This is a genomic window from Sphingomonas sp., assembly GCF_013812825.1.
GTDB lineage: Bacteria > Pseudomonadota > Alphaproteobacteria > Sphingomonadales > Sphingomonadaceae > Sphingomicrobium.
The window spans coordinates 70,085-83,241 of record NZ_JACCSU010000068.1 but is presented as its reverse complement, the minus strand read 5'-3'; the positions used below and the strand labels follow the sequence as shown (position 1 = coordinate 83,241).

Sequence of the window (13,157 nt, the reverse complement as noted above, 5' to 3'; positions counted from 1 at the left end):
GTCAGGCTTCGGACCACACCGCGAGCTCGCTCCCGGACGGGTCGATGAAGTGGAAGCGGCGGCCGCCCGGAAAGGAAAAGATCGGCTTGGCGATGGTCCCGCCGGCCTTGACCACCGCGTCGAGCGAGGCCTCGAGGTCGTTGACCCGCACCACCGGGAGCGGTGAGGCGAGCGCATCACTGGGCTGTCCGTTGAGGCCGACATCGACCGTTCCGTTGGTCGTCGCCGAATAAGCGGGACCGTAATCGGCGAAATCCCAACCGAAGGCCTTGCTGTAAAAGCCGCGGGTCAGCTCGTGCGCGGTCGCGCTCGGCAGCTCGACATAATCAATTCGGGCGCCGCCCATCTCAGCCGCCCATCAATAGCGGCGGATCAGCCCCGCCAGCCGCCCCTGGATCTGCACCTGGTCGGGCCGGTAGCGCTGCGGCTCGTAATGGCGGTTGGCCGGGTCGAGGCGGATCATGCTGCCCTCGTGCCGGAAGGTCTTGAGAGTCGCTTCGCTGTCGTCGATCAGAGCGACGACGATCTCGCCGTCGCGCGCCGTGTCGACCTTTCGGATCAGCGCGAAATCGCCGTCGAGGATGCCTTCCTCGACCATCGAATCGCCCGATACCTCGAGCGCGTAATGCTCGCCCGGCCCGAGCAGCGCAGCGGGAACCGCAAACCCTTCGGTGCCTTGCAGCGCCTCGATCGGAGTGCCGGCGGCAATCCGTCCGTACAGCGGAATCTCGATGGTGTCGTTGGCCGGCGCCGGGACTGCAGGGCGCGCAGCCGCGGCGATGGCGGCGGGGGCGGTCGTCTCCGGCATCTTGACCACTTCCAGGGCGCGGGCGCGGTTGGGCAGGCGGCGGATGAACTTGTGCTCCTCGAGCGCGGAGATCAGGCGATGAACTCCCGACTTGGACTTGAGATCGAGCGCTTCGCGCATCTCGTCGAAGCTCGGCGACACCCCGGTCCGACCGAGCCGCTCGTGGATGAACATGAGCAATTCATGCTGCTTGGCGGTGAGCATTGGCGTTACCCCGTTTGGCCTTAGCAGGAACGAACGGAGAACGTGTAGGCAACACGGGGACTCGCGTCAAGCGCTGATTGGTCTAGCTGCCGCTGATCCTTTGCTTGGTCGCGGCGATCGCGCCTTCATTCCGGCGCACTCCAACGGCGGCGCGCACGGCGGCCAGGAACTGGCCGGCATATTCCTCGGCGACCGCTTCCTGGAACTCGTTCTGGACTCGGCCGATCAGCGCCGGCTGGTTGAGCGCGTTGCCGGGCACGATGCGGTTGACCTTGACGACCGAGAAGCCGCGCTGCTGCGGGTCGGCGACAACCCGGCTCTTGCCGGCGCCGAGGCTGAACAGCATGCGCACCGGGGCGGGGACGTTGGCGCCCATTTGCGACAGGTCGAGCCGGCGAGCGGCCACCGGGCGGACCAGCGGCAGCGAGACTCCGGCCTCGGCCACCGCCTTGGCCAGCGGCACACCGCGAGCCGCCTTGGCGGCGATGGTATTCGCGACGGCCCGGGCGCGGTCCGCCGCCTGCTGGTTGATCCAGTCCTCGGCGACCCGGGCGCGGATGCTGGCCAGCGGGGCCGGGGCAGCCGGGGCGATCCGCGACGGAGCGACCAGCACATAGCTCTCCTCATTGGCGAGGGTCTCGACCACCGGCTCGTCGTCCTGGGCCAGCTCGAAGCCGCTCCTCAAGGCCGGAGCGAGCTCGGGCGGCAGTCGAAAGGACGGGTTGCCCAGCGCGCTGCCGCTGACCGTGATCAGCGGCGTCTCGGTCACCTGGAGCTTGGCCTTCGCCGCCGCTTCCGTGAAGTTGCTGCCCTCGGAAATCGCGTCCTCGATGGTGGTCACGAGATCGGTCAGCGCTTCCTTGCGCTTCTCGGCGGTCAGCCTGGCGGCGATTTCGGCTCGGGCTGCGGCGAGCGGCTTGCCGCCCTCGCGACGGATCGAATCGACTTTGACGACGTGCCAGCCAAGGTCCGACTGGACCGGGCCGACGATTGCTCCGGACTGCGTCGCAAACGCCGCCGCGGCGACGCGGTCGCCGGCAAGCGCTGCAAACTCGCTGCGGGTTTGCGGTCCGACCGAAATGTCGGCCGCGCTCAACCCGGCCGGGGCGGCGGCCGCGACGAAGCTGGCGCCGCCGCGAGCCCGCTGGGCAATGGCGTTGGCGCCCGCCTGGTCGGGGACCACCGCCTGGCTGATCACGCGGATCTCCTTGGCTCCGTAGGTCGCCTGGTTGGCGTTGTAATAAGCGGCGATCTCCTGCTCGCTGGCAGCAACGCCGGCGACCTGCTCGGGGCCGATCCGGGCGAGCCGGAGAACGCGCTGCTCGGGGATCATGTAGCGTCCCCGGTTGGCGGCATAGAAGCGCTGAACGTCGGCATCGGTCGGCTTGAGCCCGGCGCGGAACGCCGAATTCGGCACGTTGGCGAACTCGCCCTCGCGCGCTTCGAGCAGCATCGACGCATAGGGCCTCGCCATGCCCACCGGCACCCGCGCGTTGGTCGCCACCGGGGTCAGCAGCATGCGTTGCAGGATCCCGTTGGCGATCAACTGCCGGACTTCCTGGTCGGTCATGCGCTGCTGGGCGAGGAACAGCGCGTAAGCCTGCTCGCTGAACTTGCCGTCGAGCCCGCGGGTGCCCGGAATGGTCGCGATCTCGGCGTCGATCAGCCGCTTCGACACCACGAACCCATGCTTGTCGGCGAACGCCTGCAGGGCGGCCTGGTCGATCAGGCTGGCAAGGATCGCGTCGAAGTCGCCGGCGATGGTCGAATAGTCGGCTTCGGGATTCTGCTGGCGGACCTGGGTGAGGCGCCGCTCCATCGCCCGGGACATGTCGCGGTCGGTGATCTGCTGGTTGCCGGCCTTGGCCAGGGACGACGAGCTGCCGGAGCCCAAGCTGCCCGCACCGATGTTGGAGATGTCGGCCAGCGCGAACGAAGCGACGATCGCCAGCACGAACAGCACCAAGACGATGGAACCGACCGTCGATTTCGACAGGCGGCGGAAGGAAGCAAGCATTGAAGAATTCGCCTCGGGGAAACAGTTCACGCCGCTTTAGGAGCGGGCGCCGCGCGCATCAAGGCGGGGCAAGCTTCCAGTCGCTGCCCAAGATGGCTAGTGGCACGAGAGCATGAAGAAGCTGGTCGCCGGAAACTGGAAGATGCACGGGGTCGCGGCCGACCTCGAGCAGGTCCGGGCGATCGCCGAGGCCTCGCGGCGTTTCCCATCCGTCGATGTCGCTCTGTGCGTTCCGGCGACGCTGATCGAGCGCGCCGCTCGGGCGGTTCCCGGCTTTGCGATCGGCGCCCAGGACGTCCATTTCGCCGAAAAAGGCGCGCACACCGGCTGCGTCTGCACCGCCATGCTGACCGATGCCGGCGCCAGCCTGACCATCGTCGGCCACTCCGAGCGGCGCGACTCGCAGCGCGAGAGCGACGCGGACGTCAAAGCCAAGTCGGAAGCCGCGCTCGGCGCCGGGCTCGGAGTCATCCTGTGCGTCGGCGAAAGCCTCGCCCAGCGCGAAGCCGGCGAGGCGGTGCGCACCGCCTCCGGCCAGCTCGACGCCTCGCTTCCCCACGGCGAGCCGGCCGCCGCGGGCGTTCCGGACCGCCTGGCGGTCGCCTACGAGCCGATCTGGGCGATCGGCACCGGCAAGGTGGCGTCGTGCGAGGACATCGCCGAAATCCACCGAGCGCTGCGCGAGCGCTTGGTTGCCGCATACGGCGAGGCCGGCGATCGGGTCCGGATCCTCTATGGCGGCTCGGTCAAGGCGTCGAACGCCCCCGAGATCTTCGCCGTCGCGGACGTCGACGGAGCGCTGGTCGGCGGCGCCAGCCTGTCGGCCGAGGACTTCGTGCCGATCATCGCCGCCGCAGCCGCGGTTGAAGCCGCTCCGCCGATCGCCTAGATGCGCCCCAACGCGTTTCCAGCATTCCCGAAAGCCCGCTCATGTTCACCTTCCTTCTGGTCGTCCAGACCGTCATTGCCGCTTCGCTCGTCGCGGTGATCCTGATGCAGCGGTCGGAAGGCGGCGGGCTCGGCGTCGGCGGCAGCTCGTCGGGGTTCATGACCGCGCGCGGCGCGGCGGACTTCCTGACCCGCTCGACCGCGGTCCTCGGAGCGATGTTCGTCGGGCTGTCGATCCTGCTCGCCGCGGTGGCCGGAGTCTCACGTGAGCCGGCCAAGGTCGACACCTCGCTCGCCAACACGGTCGCGCCCGCGCCGGCTCCGGCCGCTCCGACCGTTCCGCTCGCCGACCAGGCTCCGGGCGACGCGGCCCCAACGACCGCCAACCAGCAAGCACCCGTCGAGAACCAGCCCGCGGTGCCGCTCGCGCAATAACTCTCGCGTAGTTTCGCCGTCGCTTCGCGACCACTGGAAAAACTTTTTTGCTCGTCCCTGCTTGCCCTTTCGGGCACTCACGCCCTAAGCCTCGACTCCCATGGCGCGGTTCATTTTCGTCACCGGCGGCGTGGTCTCATCGCTCGGCAAAGGCCTCCTCTCGGCGTCGCTCGGGGCGCTCCTGCAGGCGCGCGGCTTCAAGGTCCGGATTCGCAAGTTCGATCCCTATCTGAACGTCGACCCGGGGACCATGTCGCCCTACCAGCACGGCGAGGTCTACGTGACCGACGACGGGGCGGAGAGCGACCTCGACCTTGGCCATTACGAGCGCTTCACCGGGGTTTCGGCGCGCCAGTCGGACAATGTCACCACGGGGCGCATCTACCGCGACATCATCGCCCGCGAGCGGCGCGGCGACTATCTCGGAGCGACCGTCCAGGTGATCCCCCACGTCACCAACGCGATCAAGGAATTCGCCATCGCCGACACCGATGACGTCGATTTCGTCATCTGCGAGATCGGCGGCACCGTCGGCGACATCGAGAGCCTGCCGTTCGTCGAGGCGATCCGCCAGCTGCGCAACGACCTTGGCCGGCCCAACGGCGTGTTCGTCCATACGACCCTGGTGCCGTGGATCGCGGCGGCTGGAGAGCTCAAGACCAAGCCGACCCAGCATTCGGTGCGCGAGCTGACCAGCCTGGGCATCCAGCCCGACGTCTTGCTGTGCCGGGTCGATCGGCAGCTGCCCGACAGCGACCGCGCCAAGATCGCCTTGTTCTGCAACGTCGCCAAATCGGCGGTCATCCCGGCGCTCGACGCCCGCTCGATCTACGACGTCCCGCTGCAATATCACGCCGAAGGGCTCGACGACGAGGTGCTCAAGGCCTTCGGGATCGACGATGCGCCCGAGCCGGACCTGGCCCGCTGGCACGACATCATGGACCGGCTCGACAATCACGAAGGCGAGGTGACGATCGGCGTCGTCGGCAAATATGTCGGTCTTCCGGACGCCTACAAGAGCCTCAACGAGGCACTGGTCCACGGCGGGCTCGCCAACCGCGCCAAGGTCAACATCCGCTGGCTCGACGCCGAGCTGTTCGAGCATGAGGACGCCAATCTGGCCGCCGAACTGGAGCCGCTTCACGGGATCCTGGTGCCGGGCGGCTTCGGCGAGCGCGGCAGCGAGGGCAAGATCGCGTCGGTCAAGTTCGCCCGCGAGCGCAATGTGCCGTTTTTCGGCATCTGCCTGGGAATGCAGATGGCGTGCATCGAAGGCGCCCGAAACCTCGCCGGAATCGCCGAGGCGTCGACCACCGAGTTCGGCGACACTCCCGAGCCGGTGGTCGGGCTGATCACCGAGTGGATGAGCGAGGAGGGGCTCCAGCAGCGCCGGGCCGGCGGCGAGCTTGGCGGCACCATGCGGCTCGGCGCCTATCCGGCCAGGCTCGCCGGCAACAGCCGGGTCGCCTCGATCTACCAGACGACCGAGATCAGCGAGCGCCATCGCCATCGCTACGAAGTCAACGTCCACTATCGCGATGCGCTGGAGAAGGGTGGGCTGCTGTTCTCGGGCATGTCCCCGGACGGCCAGCTTCCCGAGATCGTCGAGCGGACCGATCACGACTGGTTCGTCGGAGTCCAGTTCCACCCCGAGTTGAAGAGCCGCCCGTTCAACCCGCACCCCTTGTTCGCCGGCTTCATCAAGGCAGCGCTCGACAAGTCGCGGCTGGTCTAGGCCGATGGGCATCCCTAAATCGGGCCTCGCATGACCAACACCGTCTCCACTCGAGTCGCGATTCTCGGTTCCGGACCGGCCGGCCTCACCGCCGCGATCTACGCGGCGCGCGCCGGGCTGGCGCCGATCCTGATCCAGGGGATACAGCCGGGCGGCCAGCTGACCACCACCACCGACGTCGAGAATTATCCGGGATTCCGCGACGTCATCCAGGGCCCGTGGCTTATGGAGGAAATGCAGGCGCAGGCCGAGCATGTCGGCACCAAGGTCGTCTGGGACCACATCTCCGCCGTCGACTTGTCGCGGCGCCCGTTCCGGCTGACCGGCGACGGCGGCACCGTCTACTCGGCCGACACGGTGGTGATCGCGACCGGCGCCCAGGCGAAATGGCTCGGGCTCCCGTCCGAGGAGCATATGAAGGGGCGCGGCGCTTCGGCCTGCGCGACCTGCGACGGCTTTTTCTACCGCGGCAAGAAGGTGGCGGTGATCGGCGGCGGCAACACCGCGGTCGAGGAGGCGATGTACCTGACCAACCACAGCCACGACGTGACCCTGATCCATCGGCGAGATTCGCTTCGCGCCGAGAAGATCCTGCAGGACCGGCTGTTCGCCAACCCGGCGATCAAGGTGATCTGGAACCACGAGGTCGCCGAATTCATCGGCGGCGGCGACCCCGAGGCCCTGGTCGGTCTCGACATCCGCGACACCCGCTCGGGCGAAGTCAGCCGGATCGACGTCGAGGGCGCGTTCGTGGCGATCGGCCACACGCCCGCCACCGAATTGTTCGCCGGCCAGCTCCACCTCGACGAGGACGGCTATATCCAGGTCCAGGACGGCTCGACCCGGACCAGCGTCGAGGGGGTGTTCGCGTGCGGCGACGTGATGGACAAGATCTACCGCCAGGCGGTGACCGCGGCGGGCACCGGCTGCATGGCCGCGCTCGACGCCGAGAAATATCTCGCCGCTCAGGAATTCGAGGCAATGGCCGCCGAATAGCCTGGCGGGAGGCGTCCGCCCGCTAGCCCAGAGTCATTCTTTTCGTGAAGGCGAGCAGGGCGCCGAAGCTGGCGAAATCCTCGGCCTCGACGTCAGGATCCTCGATCAGGACCGCGAACCGCTCCTCGAACGCGGTGAGGAAATTTGCCACCGCGAGAGAGTCGAACTCCGGAAGGGCGCCGAACAAGGGGGTCGCCTCGGTGAAGCCGGCGACCCGCCTGGCCGGCAGCCCGAGAGTGTCGGCGAGCAGTGCCCGAAGCGTTGCCTCGACCGTCGTGGCCGTTGCCGGCTCTGCGCGCTGTCGGTTCGGCTTCACCGCCGCCCGCTAGAGAATGTCGTCCAAGGCAGCAAGCCGCGCGCCAGGGGTCACTTGCGCACGACCTTGTCCATCTCGGCGATGAACACCGCCACCGACCAGCCGATCATCAGGAACCCTGCGAGACCCTCGAACGCGCCGACCAGCCGCCATCCGGCGAGCCCGTGTTCGGACAGGCCGAGCGTCGCGTACGCGGCGGCTGACGTGTACAAGGCGTCCTCGACGGTGCCGATGGCGCCGACGATCATGTAGAATGACGCGAAGATCGCGATCTCGACCAGGTGCAGCCCGAACAGGAACAGCGCCATCGGCACCAGGAAGTGGAACTCGACGAACAACAGGCTTCGCCGGCTGAATTCCCCTTCCTCATATTTGAGCAGCTTGCCGGCGAGCGTGACGCCGGACCCGTGGACGATGGTCACGACGACGATCAGGACGATCGAGGCGAGGAGATTCAGTGAAAGGTCCATGACTCGGAAACTGCTGTGCGTCGGATGCCGATGCCGCGCAAGCCGGGACCCGGCGCTGGCGCTGGAGGGACCCGGCGGCTAACGTAAAGACGCATGAGCGGGCCCGATCCCAGACCCTATCCGCTCGACCGCCTGGCGAGCCGCGGCGCGCCCGGCGATGCGGCGCTGAGCGTGGGCAGTCGGACCTGGTCGTACCGCGAACTCGATGAGGAGGTCGGGCGGACGGCGGCGGCCTTGATCGGCCAGGGGCTGTCGCCGGGCGACCGGGTGGCCAGCTGGATGGCCAAGACCTTGCTCGCCTGCGTGCTGCCGCTGGCCTGCGCCCGGGCCGGGCTGGTCCATGTTCCGGTCAACCCGGTGCTCAAACGCGCGCAGGTCGCGCACATCCTCGCCGACAGCGGCGCCAGGCTGCTGATCGCCAACCAGGCGCGGCTGGCGACGCTGCTGGACGATGATCGAGCGCAAGCGCGCATGATCGCGCTCGAGGAATGGGAGGCGGGTGACGACGCCTTGCCATTGTCCCACGCGGATCCCGACGAACTCGCCGCTCTGCTTTACACCTCCGGCTCGAGCGGGCGGCCGAAGGGGGTGATGCTGAGCCACTCCAATCTGTGGCTCGGAGCGATCAGCGTCGCTCATTACCTCGGGCTTTCCGCGAAGGACCGGACGCTGGCGGTGCTTCCGCTGGCGTTCGACTACGGCCAGAACCAGCTGCTCTCGACCTGGGCGGCGGGCGGCCATGCGATCGCCTTCGATTACCTGTTGCCGCGAGACGTCGTTCGGGCAGTCGGACGTCATGACGTCACCGTGCTCGCCGCAGTGCCGCCGCTGTGGATCCAGCTGGCCGAGGCCGATTGGCCGGGCGGCGCGGGCAGGAGCCTTCGCAGCCTGACCAACAGCGGCGGTCATTTGCCGGCGCGCGTCGTACGCAGCTTGCGCGAACTGTTCCCCGATGCCCGGTTGCACCTGATGTACGGGCTGACCGAGGCCTTCCGTTCGACCAGCCTCGATCCCGCGCTGGTCGACGAGCATCCCGACAGCGTCGGAACGGGGATCCCGTTCGCCGAAGTCATGGTCGTTCGTCGCGACGGCAGCCAGGCCGAACCGGGCGAGGAAGGCGAGCTGGTCCACGCCGGGCCGCTGGTCGCGCAAGGCTACTGGAGCGACCCGGAGCGGACTCAGCAACGGTTTCGTCCGGCGCCGCCCGGTTCCCGCCATGGCGGCATCGCGGTCTGGTCGGGGGATCGGGTGGTGGAGGGCGAGGACGGGCTGATCCGCTTCCGAGGCCGCGACGATGCGATGATCAAGGTCAGCGGCAACCGCTTGAGTCCCAACGAAATCGAGGAGGCGGCCCTGGCCAGCGGAGCGGTCCGCGAAGCGCTCGCGCTCGGAGTCCCGGACGACCGGCTCGGCCAGGCGGTGATGCTGATTGCGGTCGCCAGGGGCGCGGATGCCGAGCAGCGGCTGCGCGCTTATTTCGCCGCCGAGCTGCCGGCGTACATGCACCCGCGCGACATCGTCTGGCGCGAAGCGCTGCCGCTCGGCGCCACCGGCAAGGTCGACCGGGCGGCGCTGGTCAAGGAGTTCGAATGAAGGCGATGGGGCCGATCCCGGCGCAATTCAGCGCGGATGAAGACGCCCGACTGAAGATCGGCGGCTGGTCGGCCGACGAGCTGATCGAGCAGGCCGGCGGCACTCCCTTGTTCGTCTACGACAACATAATCGCCGGCGGCCAGGTCGCCCGCTTCCGGGCGGCGATGCCGGACGGACTGGCCTTGCATTATGCCGTCAAAGCAAATCCTTACGGGCCATTATTGAGGTTCCTTGCGCGGCACGTGGACGGCTTCGACATCGCCTCGGCGGGCGAGCTGCGGATGCTCGAGGAGGCGGAAGTCGCCGGGCTTCCGGTCAGCTTTGCCGGACCCGGCAAGCGCGACGGGGAAATCGAGCTTGCCATTGCCGCGAACGTCACTCTCAACGTCGAAAGCGAGGGCGAGGCGGAGCGCGCGCTGACGATCGCCGGGCGGGCCGGCCGCCAGCCCAGGATCGCCGTCCGGGTCAATCCGCCGTTCGGGATCAAGGGCTCGGGAATGAAGATGGGCGGCCTCGCCAGCCCGTTCGGGGTCGATGCCGATCGCGCCCCGGCGCTGGTCCGGCGAGTGATCGACGACGGCGCCGAGTGGCGGGGCTTGCATATCTTCGCCGGGTCGCAGGTGCTGGCCGCGGACGCGCTGATCGAGGCGCAGCGGGCGACGGTGGCCCTGGCGGCGGAGATCGCCGATGCGGCCGGTGCCGCTCCGCCCGAGCTCAACCTCGGCGGCGGCTTTGGAATCCCCTATTTCCCCGGCGAGCAGCCGCTCGACGTCGAGGCGGTCGGAGCGGCGCTGGCGGAGACTCTTGGCGGCGCTCCCGACGTCCTCGCCGAGACCCGCTTCGCGATCGAGCTCGGCCGCTGGCTGGTCGGCGAGGCAGGGGTCTATCTGGCGCGGATTATCGACCGCAAGGAGAGCGGCGGCCGCACGTTCCTCGTCACCGACGGCGGGCTCCACCACATGCTCGCCGCAAGCGGCAATTTCGGCCAGCTGCTGCGCCGCAACTACCCGGTCGCCATCGCCGGCCGCTTCGGCTGCGAGCCCGACGAGCAGGTGACCGTCACCGGCTGCCTGTGCACTCCGCTCGACCTGCTCGCCGACGACGTGTCGCTGCCGCATGCCGAGCCCGGCGACATAATGGCGATTTTCTGTGCCGGCGCCTACGGGCTGACGGCGAGCCCGCAAGCGTTCCTCGGCCAGCCGCCGGCGCGCGAAGTGCTGGTCTAGCTCCTCCCGGCCGGGGAGGTGGCAGCCGCCGGCTGACGGAAGGGGGTCCGCGCGTGGCACGCCGCCCCTCCACCATGTTGCACATGGTCCCCCTCCCCGTTCCGGGGAGGATTAGGGGTAGATCGCTTCCGCGAAATACAGGCCGTCCGGGGGCGCGTTGAGGCCGAGGGCGGCCCGGTCGCGCGCCTCGAGCGCGGTGCGGATGTCGGCCGGCTTCCATTGCCCGCGCCCGACCATCGCCAGGCAGCCGACCATCGATCGCACCTGGTGGTGGAGGAAGCTGCGCGCCGCCGCGGCGACCCGGATCTCGTCGCCGTCGCGGACGACCTCGAGCCGGTCGAGCGTCTTGACCGGGCTTTGCGACTGGCACTGGGCCGAACGGAAGGTGGTGAAGTCGTGGCGCCCGACCAGCAGCGACGCGCCCTCGGCCATCGCCTCGGCATCGAGCGGCGCCGCGACATGCCACACGCGCCCGCGCTCGATCGCCGGCGGCGCTCGCCGGTTGAGGATTCGATACTCGTAGCGCCGCCCGATGCACGAGAAGCGCGCGTGCCAGTCGTCGTCGACTTCGCTCGCGGCGAGGATCGCGATCGGTTCGGTCCGGACCAGCGCGTTGAGCCCGTCGCGCAACCGGTCGGCGCTCAGCGTCCTGGCGATATCGACATGGGCGCTCATCGCCAGCGCGTGGACACCTGAGTCCGTTCGGCCAGCCGCATGAACTGTCGCCAGTTCCGACGTCATCCGGAAAATCGCCGCCTCGACCTGCTGCTGGACCGACGGGCCGTTGTCCTGCCGCTGCCAGCCCATGAACGGGCGGCCGTCATATTCGATGGTCAGCCGCCAGCGGGTCAACGGACGACCGTGCCGACCGGGATCGCGAAGCCGCGCAGCAGCTCCTGGGAGGTCATCGGCGCCCGTCCGGCGCGCTGGACCAGCAGCGGCCGCACCGCGCCCTGGCCGCAGGCAATCGCCAGGCGGTCGTCGAGCACTTCCCCGGGCCGGCCCGAGGCTTCGCCTGCCTCCGCGTCCAGCATCTTGACCCGCTCGCCGTCGGCTTCGAACCAGGCGCCAGGCGACGGCGCGAACGCCAGCACCTGCCGAACGACCGCCTCGGCGCCGCGGCTCCAGTCGATCCGCGCTTCGGCCTTGGCGAGCTTGGCCGCGTAGGTCATTCCTTCGTCGGGCTGCGGTATCGGCTGGGTCGGCGAGGCGAGCCATTCGAGCAGCGCGGCCGCCCCCAATCGCGAAAGCTCTTGCGTGACCTGCCCGGCGTTCTTCCCGGCGATCGGAAGCTCGCGCTGGAGCAGCATCGGGCCGGTATCGAGGCCTTCGTCCATGCGCATGATCGTGATCCCACTGACCGTGTCGCCGGCGAGGATCGCGCGCTGGATCGGCGCCGCTCCGCGCCACTGCGGCAGCAGCGAGGCGTGGACGTTGATGCACCCGGCTTTCGGGGCTTCGAGGATCGGCGGCGGCAGAATCAATCCGTAGGCCGCGACAATCGCGAGATCGGCGTCGAGCGACCGGAATCGGGCCTGCTCCTGCGCGGAGCGCAGGCTCGTCGGGGTCCGCACCTCGATGCCCAGCTCCTCGGCTCTCCGCTGCACCGCCGTCGGCCGCGGCGCCTTGCCGCGTCCCGCCGGCCGCGGCGGCTGGCAGTAGGCCGCGGCCAGCTCGTGCCCCGCGCCGACCAGCGCCTCGAGGCTCGGCACCGCGAACTCCGGGCTTCCCATGAAGACAATTCTCATCCGAACCCGTTCGCCCTGAGCCTGTCGAAGGGCTGTCCTTATCCCTCCAGCGTAGAAAGTGAAGGACAGGGCTTCGACAAGCTCAGCCCGAAGGGACTATGTGAGGTGAATGGCATCACAGGAAATCGAGGCGCTGAGCCAGGCGCTGGCCCGGCTTCCCGGCCTCGGGCCGCGCTCGGCGCGGCGCGCGGTGCTGCACCTGATGAAGCGGCGCGAAACCGCCCTCGATCCGCTGCTGGCGGCGCTGCGCGATGTTTCCGAGCGCCTGTCGACCTGCTCGACCTGCGGCAATCTCGACACTTCCGATCCGTGCGGCATCTGCTCGGACGCTCGCCGCGACGACAAATTGCTGTGCGTGGTCGAGGAGGTCGCCGACCTGTGGGCGCTCGACCGCTCGCGGCTGTTCCCGGGCCGCTACCATGTGCTCGGCGGGCGGCTGTCGGCGCTCGAGGGCGTCCGGCCCGAGGATCTCGGCATCGACCGGCTGGTCGCGCGGGTCGCCGCGGGCGGCATCGACGAGGTCGTGCTGGCCATGAACGCGACCCTCGAGGGCCAGACCACCGCCCATTATCTCGCCGAACGGCTCGAGAAATATCCGGTCCGGCTGACCCAGCTCGCCCATGGCCTGCCGGTCGGCGGCGAGCTCGACTATCTCGATGAGGGAACGCTTGCCCAGGCGTTGCGCGCGAGGCGCCCGATTGCTTGAAGCAAGCCGCTTGAA

The 13,157-nt window shown here is 68.9% G+C and carries 14 protein-coding genes; 7 read left to right on the top strand and 7 right to left on the bottom strand.

Translation table 11 applies throughout. The features are described 5' to 3' along the window. Position 1: 1 nt before the first annotated feature. The 3 genes from H0T81_RS09420 to H0T81_RS09410 all read right to left on the bottom strand — a co-directional run bounded on the left by H0T81_RS09420 (position 2) and on the right by H0T81_RS09410 (position 3,029). Positions 2-346, bottom strand: a complete 345-nt coding sequence (locus H0T81_RS09420) for a VOC family protein (RefSeq protein ID WP_294012224.1) — start codon at positions 344-346, stop codon at positions 2-4. A 12-nt stretch (positions 347-358) separates the two neighbouring features. Continuing rightward, positions 359-1,012 carry a transcriptional repressor LexA gene (lexA, locus tag H0T81_RS09415; protein WP_294012222.1) on the bottom strand — a complete coding sequence of 218 codons (654 nt, stop codon included), beginning with the start codon at positions 1,010-1,012 and terminating at the stop codon, positions 359-361. 82 nt (positions 1,013-1,094) lie between these two features. Further along, a complete protein-coding gene (locus tag H0T81_RS09410) occupies positions 1,095-3,029 on the bottom strand; it encodes a peptidylprolyl isomerase (RefSeq protein ID WP_294012220.1) in 1,935 nt (644 codons plus the stop codon). 112 nt (positions 3,030-3,141) lie between these two features. Between H0T81_RS09410 and tpiA the strand changes: the two genes are divergently transcribed. From tpiA to trxB, 4 genes are all read left to right on the top strand, one after another. Beyond that, on the top strand, positions 3,142-3,918 hold the full coding sequence (gene tpiA, locus H0T81_RS09405) for a triose-phosphate isomerase (protein WP_294012218.1): 777 nt from the start codon (positions 3,142-3,144) through the stop codon (positions 3,916-3,918). A 41-nt stretch (positions 3,919-3,959) separates the two neighbouring features. Continuing rightward, positions 3,960-4,352, top strand: coding sequence for a preprotein translocase subunit SecG (gene secG / locus H0T81_RS09400; protein ID WP_294012215.1), 393 nt, complete (start codon positions 3,960-3,962; stop codon positions 4,350-4,352). Positions 4,353-4,452: 100 nt separating this feature from the next. After that, positions 4,453-6,087, top strand: coding sequence for a CTP synthase (locus H0T81_RS09395; RefSeq protein ID WP_294012212.1), 1,635 nt, complete (start codon positions 4,453-4,455; stop codon positions 6,085-6,087). Positions 6,088-6,117: 30 nt separating this feature from the next. Continuing rightward, the gene (gene trxB, locus H0T81_RS09390; protein ID WP_294012210.1) at positions 6,118-7,083 is read left to right on the top strand and encodes a thioredoxin-disulfide reductase; all 966 of its coding nucleotides are present in this window, start codon (positions 6,118-6,120) and stop codon (positions 7,081-7,083) included. A gap of 22 nt (positions 7,084-7,105) precedes the next feature. Here trxB and H0T81_RS09385 read toward each other — a convergent pair whose 3' ends face one another. Together H0T81_RS09385 and H0T81_RS09380 are read right to left on the bottom strand one after the other, a co-directional pair. After that, positions 7,106-7,399: an acyl carrier protein gene (locus tag H0T81_RS09385; protein ID WP_294012208.1), complete on the bottom strand. Its 294-nt coding sequence runs from the start codon at positions 7,397-7,399 to the stop codon at positions 7,106-7,108. 50 nt (positions 7,400-7,449) lie between these two features. Beyond that, positions 7,450-7,869: a hypothetical protein gene (locus H0T81_RS09380; protein WP_294012206.1), complete on the bottom strand. Its 420-nt coding sequence runs from the start codon at positions 7,867-7,869 to the stop codon at positions 7,450-7,452. A gap of 93 nt (positions 7,870-7,962) precedes the next feature. Between H0T81_RS09380 and H0T81_RS09375 the strand changes: the two genes are divergently transcribed. Beyond that, positions 7,963-9,462, top strand: a complete 1,500-nt coding sequence (locus H0T81_RS09375; protein ID WP_294012204.1) for an acyl-CoA ligase (AMP-forming), exosortase A system-associated — start codon at positions 7,963-7,965, stop codon at positions 9,460-9,462. Next, positions 9,459-10,688 carry a pyridoxal-dependent decarboxylase, exosortase A system-associated gene (locus H0T81_RS09370; protein WP_294012202.1) on the top strand — a complete coding sequence of 410 codons (1,230 nt, stop codon included), beginning with the start codon at positions 9,459-9,461 and terminating at the stop codon, positions 10,686-10,688. Before H0T81_RS09375 ends, H0T81_RS09370 begins: the two co-directional genes overlap by 4 nt. A 111-nt stretch (positions 10,689-10,799) precedes the next feature. Here H0T81_RS09370 and truA read toward each other — a convergent pair whose 3' ends face one another. Then, on the bottom strand, positions 10,800-11,540 hold the full coding sequence (truA, locus tag H0T81_RS09365; protein WP_294012200.1) for a tRNA pseudouridine(38-40) synthase TruA: 741 nt from the start codon (positions 11,538-11,540) through the stop codon (positions 10,800-10,802). Then, positions 11,537-12,436, bottom strand: coding sequence for a methionyl-tRNA formyltransferase (gene fmt / locus H0T81_RS09360; RefSeq protein ID WP_294012197.1), 900 nt, complete (start codon positions 12,434-12,436; stop codon positions 11,537-11,539). Before fmt ends, truA begins: the two co-directional genes overlap by 4 nt. 109 nt (positions 12,437-12,545) lie before the next feature. Here fmt and recR point away from each other — a divergent pair, with 109 nt between their 5' ends. Further along, complete coding sequence (recR, locus tag H0T81_RS09355) at positions 12,546-13,142, top strand: recombination mediator RecR (protein WP_294012195.1); 597 nt, start codon at positions 12,546-12,548, stop codon at positions 13,140-13,142. The last annotated feature ends 15 nt before the right edge of the window (positions 13,143-13,157 follow it).

Bases quoted from the DNA above. Each gene is read 5' to 3' on its own strand.
- H0T81_RS09420 (WP_294012224.1), bottom strand. From the start codon at position 346: ATGGGCGGCGCCCGAATTGATTATGTCGAGCTGCCGAGCGCGACCGCG.
- lexA (WP_294012222.1), bottom strand. From the start codon at position 1,012: ATGCTCACCGCCAAGCAGCATGAATTGCTCATGTTCATCCACGAGCGG.
- H0T81_RS09410 (WP_294012220.1), bottom strand. From the start codon at position 3,029: ATGCTTGCTTCCTTCCGCCGCCTGTCGAAATCGACGGTCGGTTCCATC.
- tpiA (WP_294012218.1), top strand. From the start codon at position 3,142: ATGAAGAAGCTGGTCGCCGGAAACTGGAAGATGCACGGGGTCGCGGCC.
- secG (WP_294012215.1), top strand. From the start codon at position 3,960: ATGTTCACCTTCCTTCTGGTCGTCCAGACCGTCATTGCCGCTTCGCTC.
- H0T81_RS09395 (WP_294012212.1), top strand. From the start codon at position 4,453: ATGGCGCGGTTCATTTTCGTCACCGGCGGCGTGGTCTCATCGCTCGGC.
- trxB (WP_294012210.1), top strand. From the start codon at position 6,118: ATGACCAACACCGTCTCCACTCGAGTCGCGATTCTCGGTTCCGGACCG.
- H0T81_RS09380 (WP_294012206.1), bottom strand. From the start codon at position 7,869: ATGGACCTTTCACTGAATCTCCTCGCCTCGATCGTCCTGATCGTCGTC.
- H0T81_RS09375 (WP_294012204.1), top strand. From the start codon at position 7,963: ATGAGCGGGCCCGATCCCAGACCCTATCCGCTCGACCGCCTGGCGAGC.
- H0T81_RS09370 (WP_294012202.1), top strand. From the start codon at position 9,459: ATGAAGGCGATGGGGCCGATCCCGGCGCAATTCAGCGCGGATGAAGAC.
- fmt (WP_294012197.1), bottom strand. From the start codon at position 12,436: ATGAGAATTGTCTTCATGGGAAGCCCGGAGTTCGCGGTGCCGAGCCTC.
- recR (WP_294012195.1), top strand. From the start codon at position 12,546: ATGGCATCACAGGAAATCGAGGCGCTGAGCCAGGCGCTGGCCCGGCTT.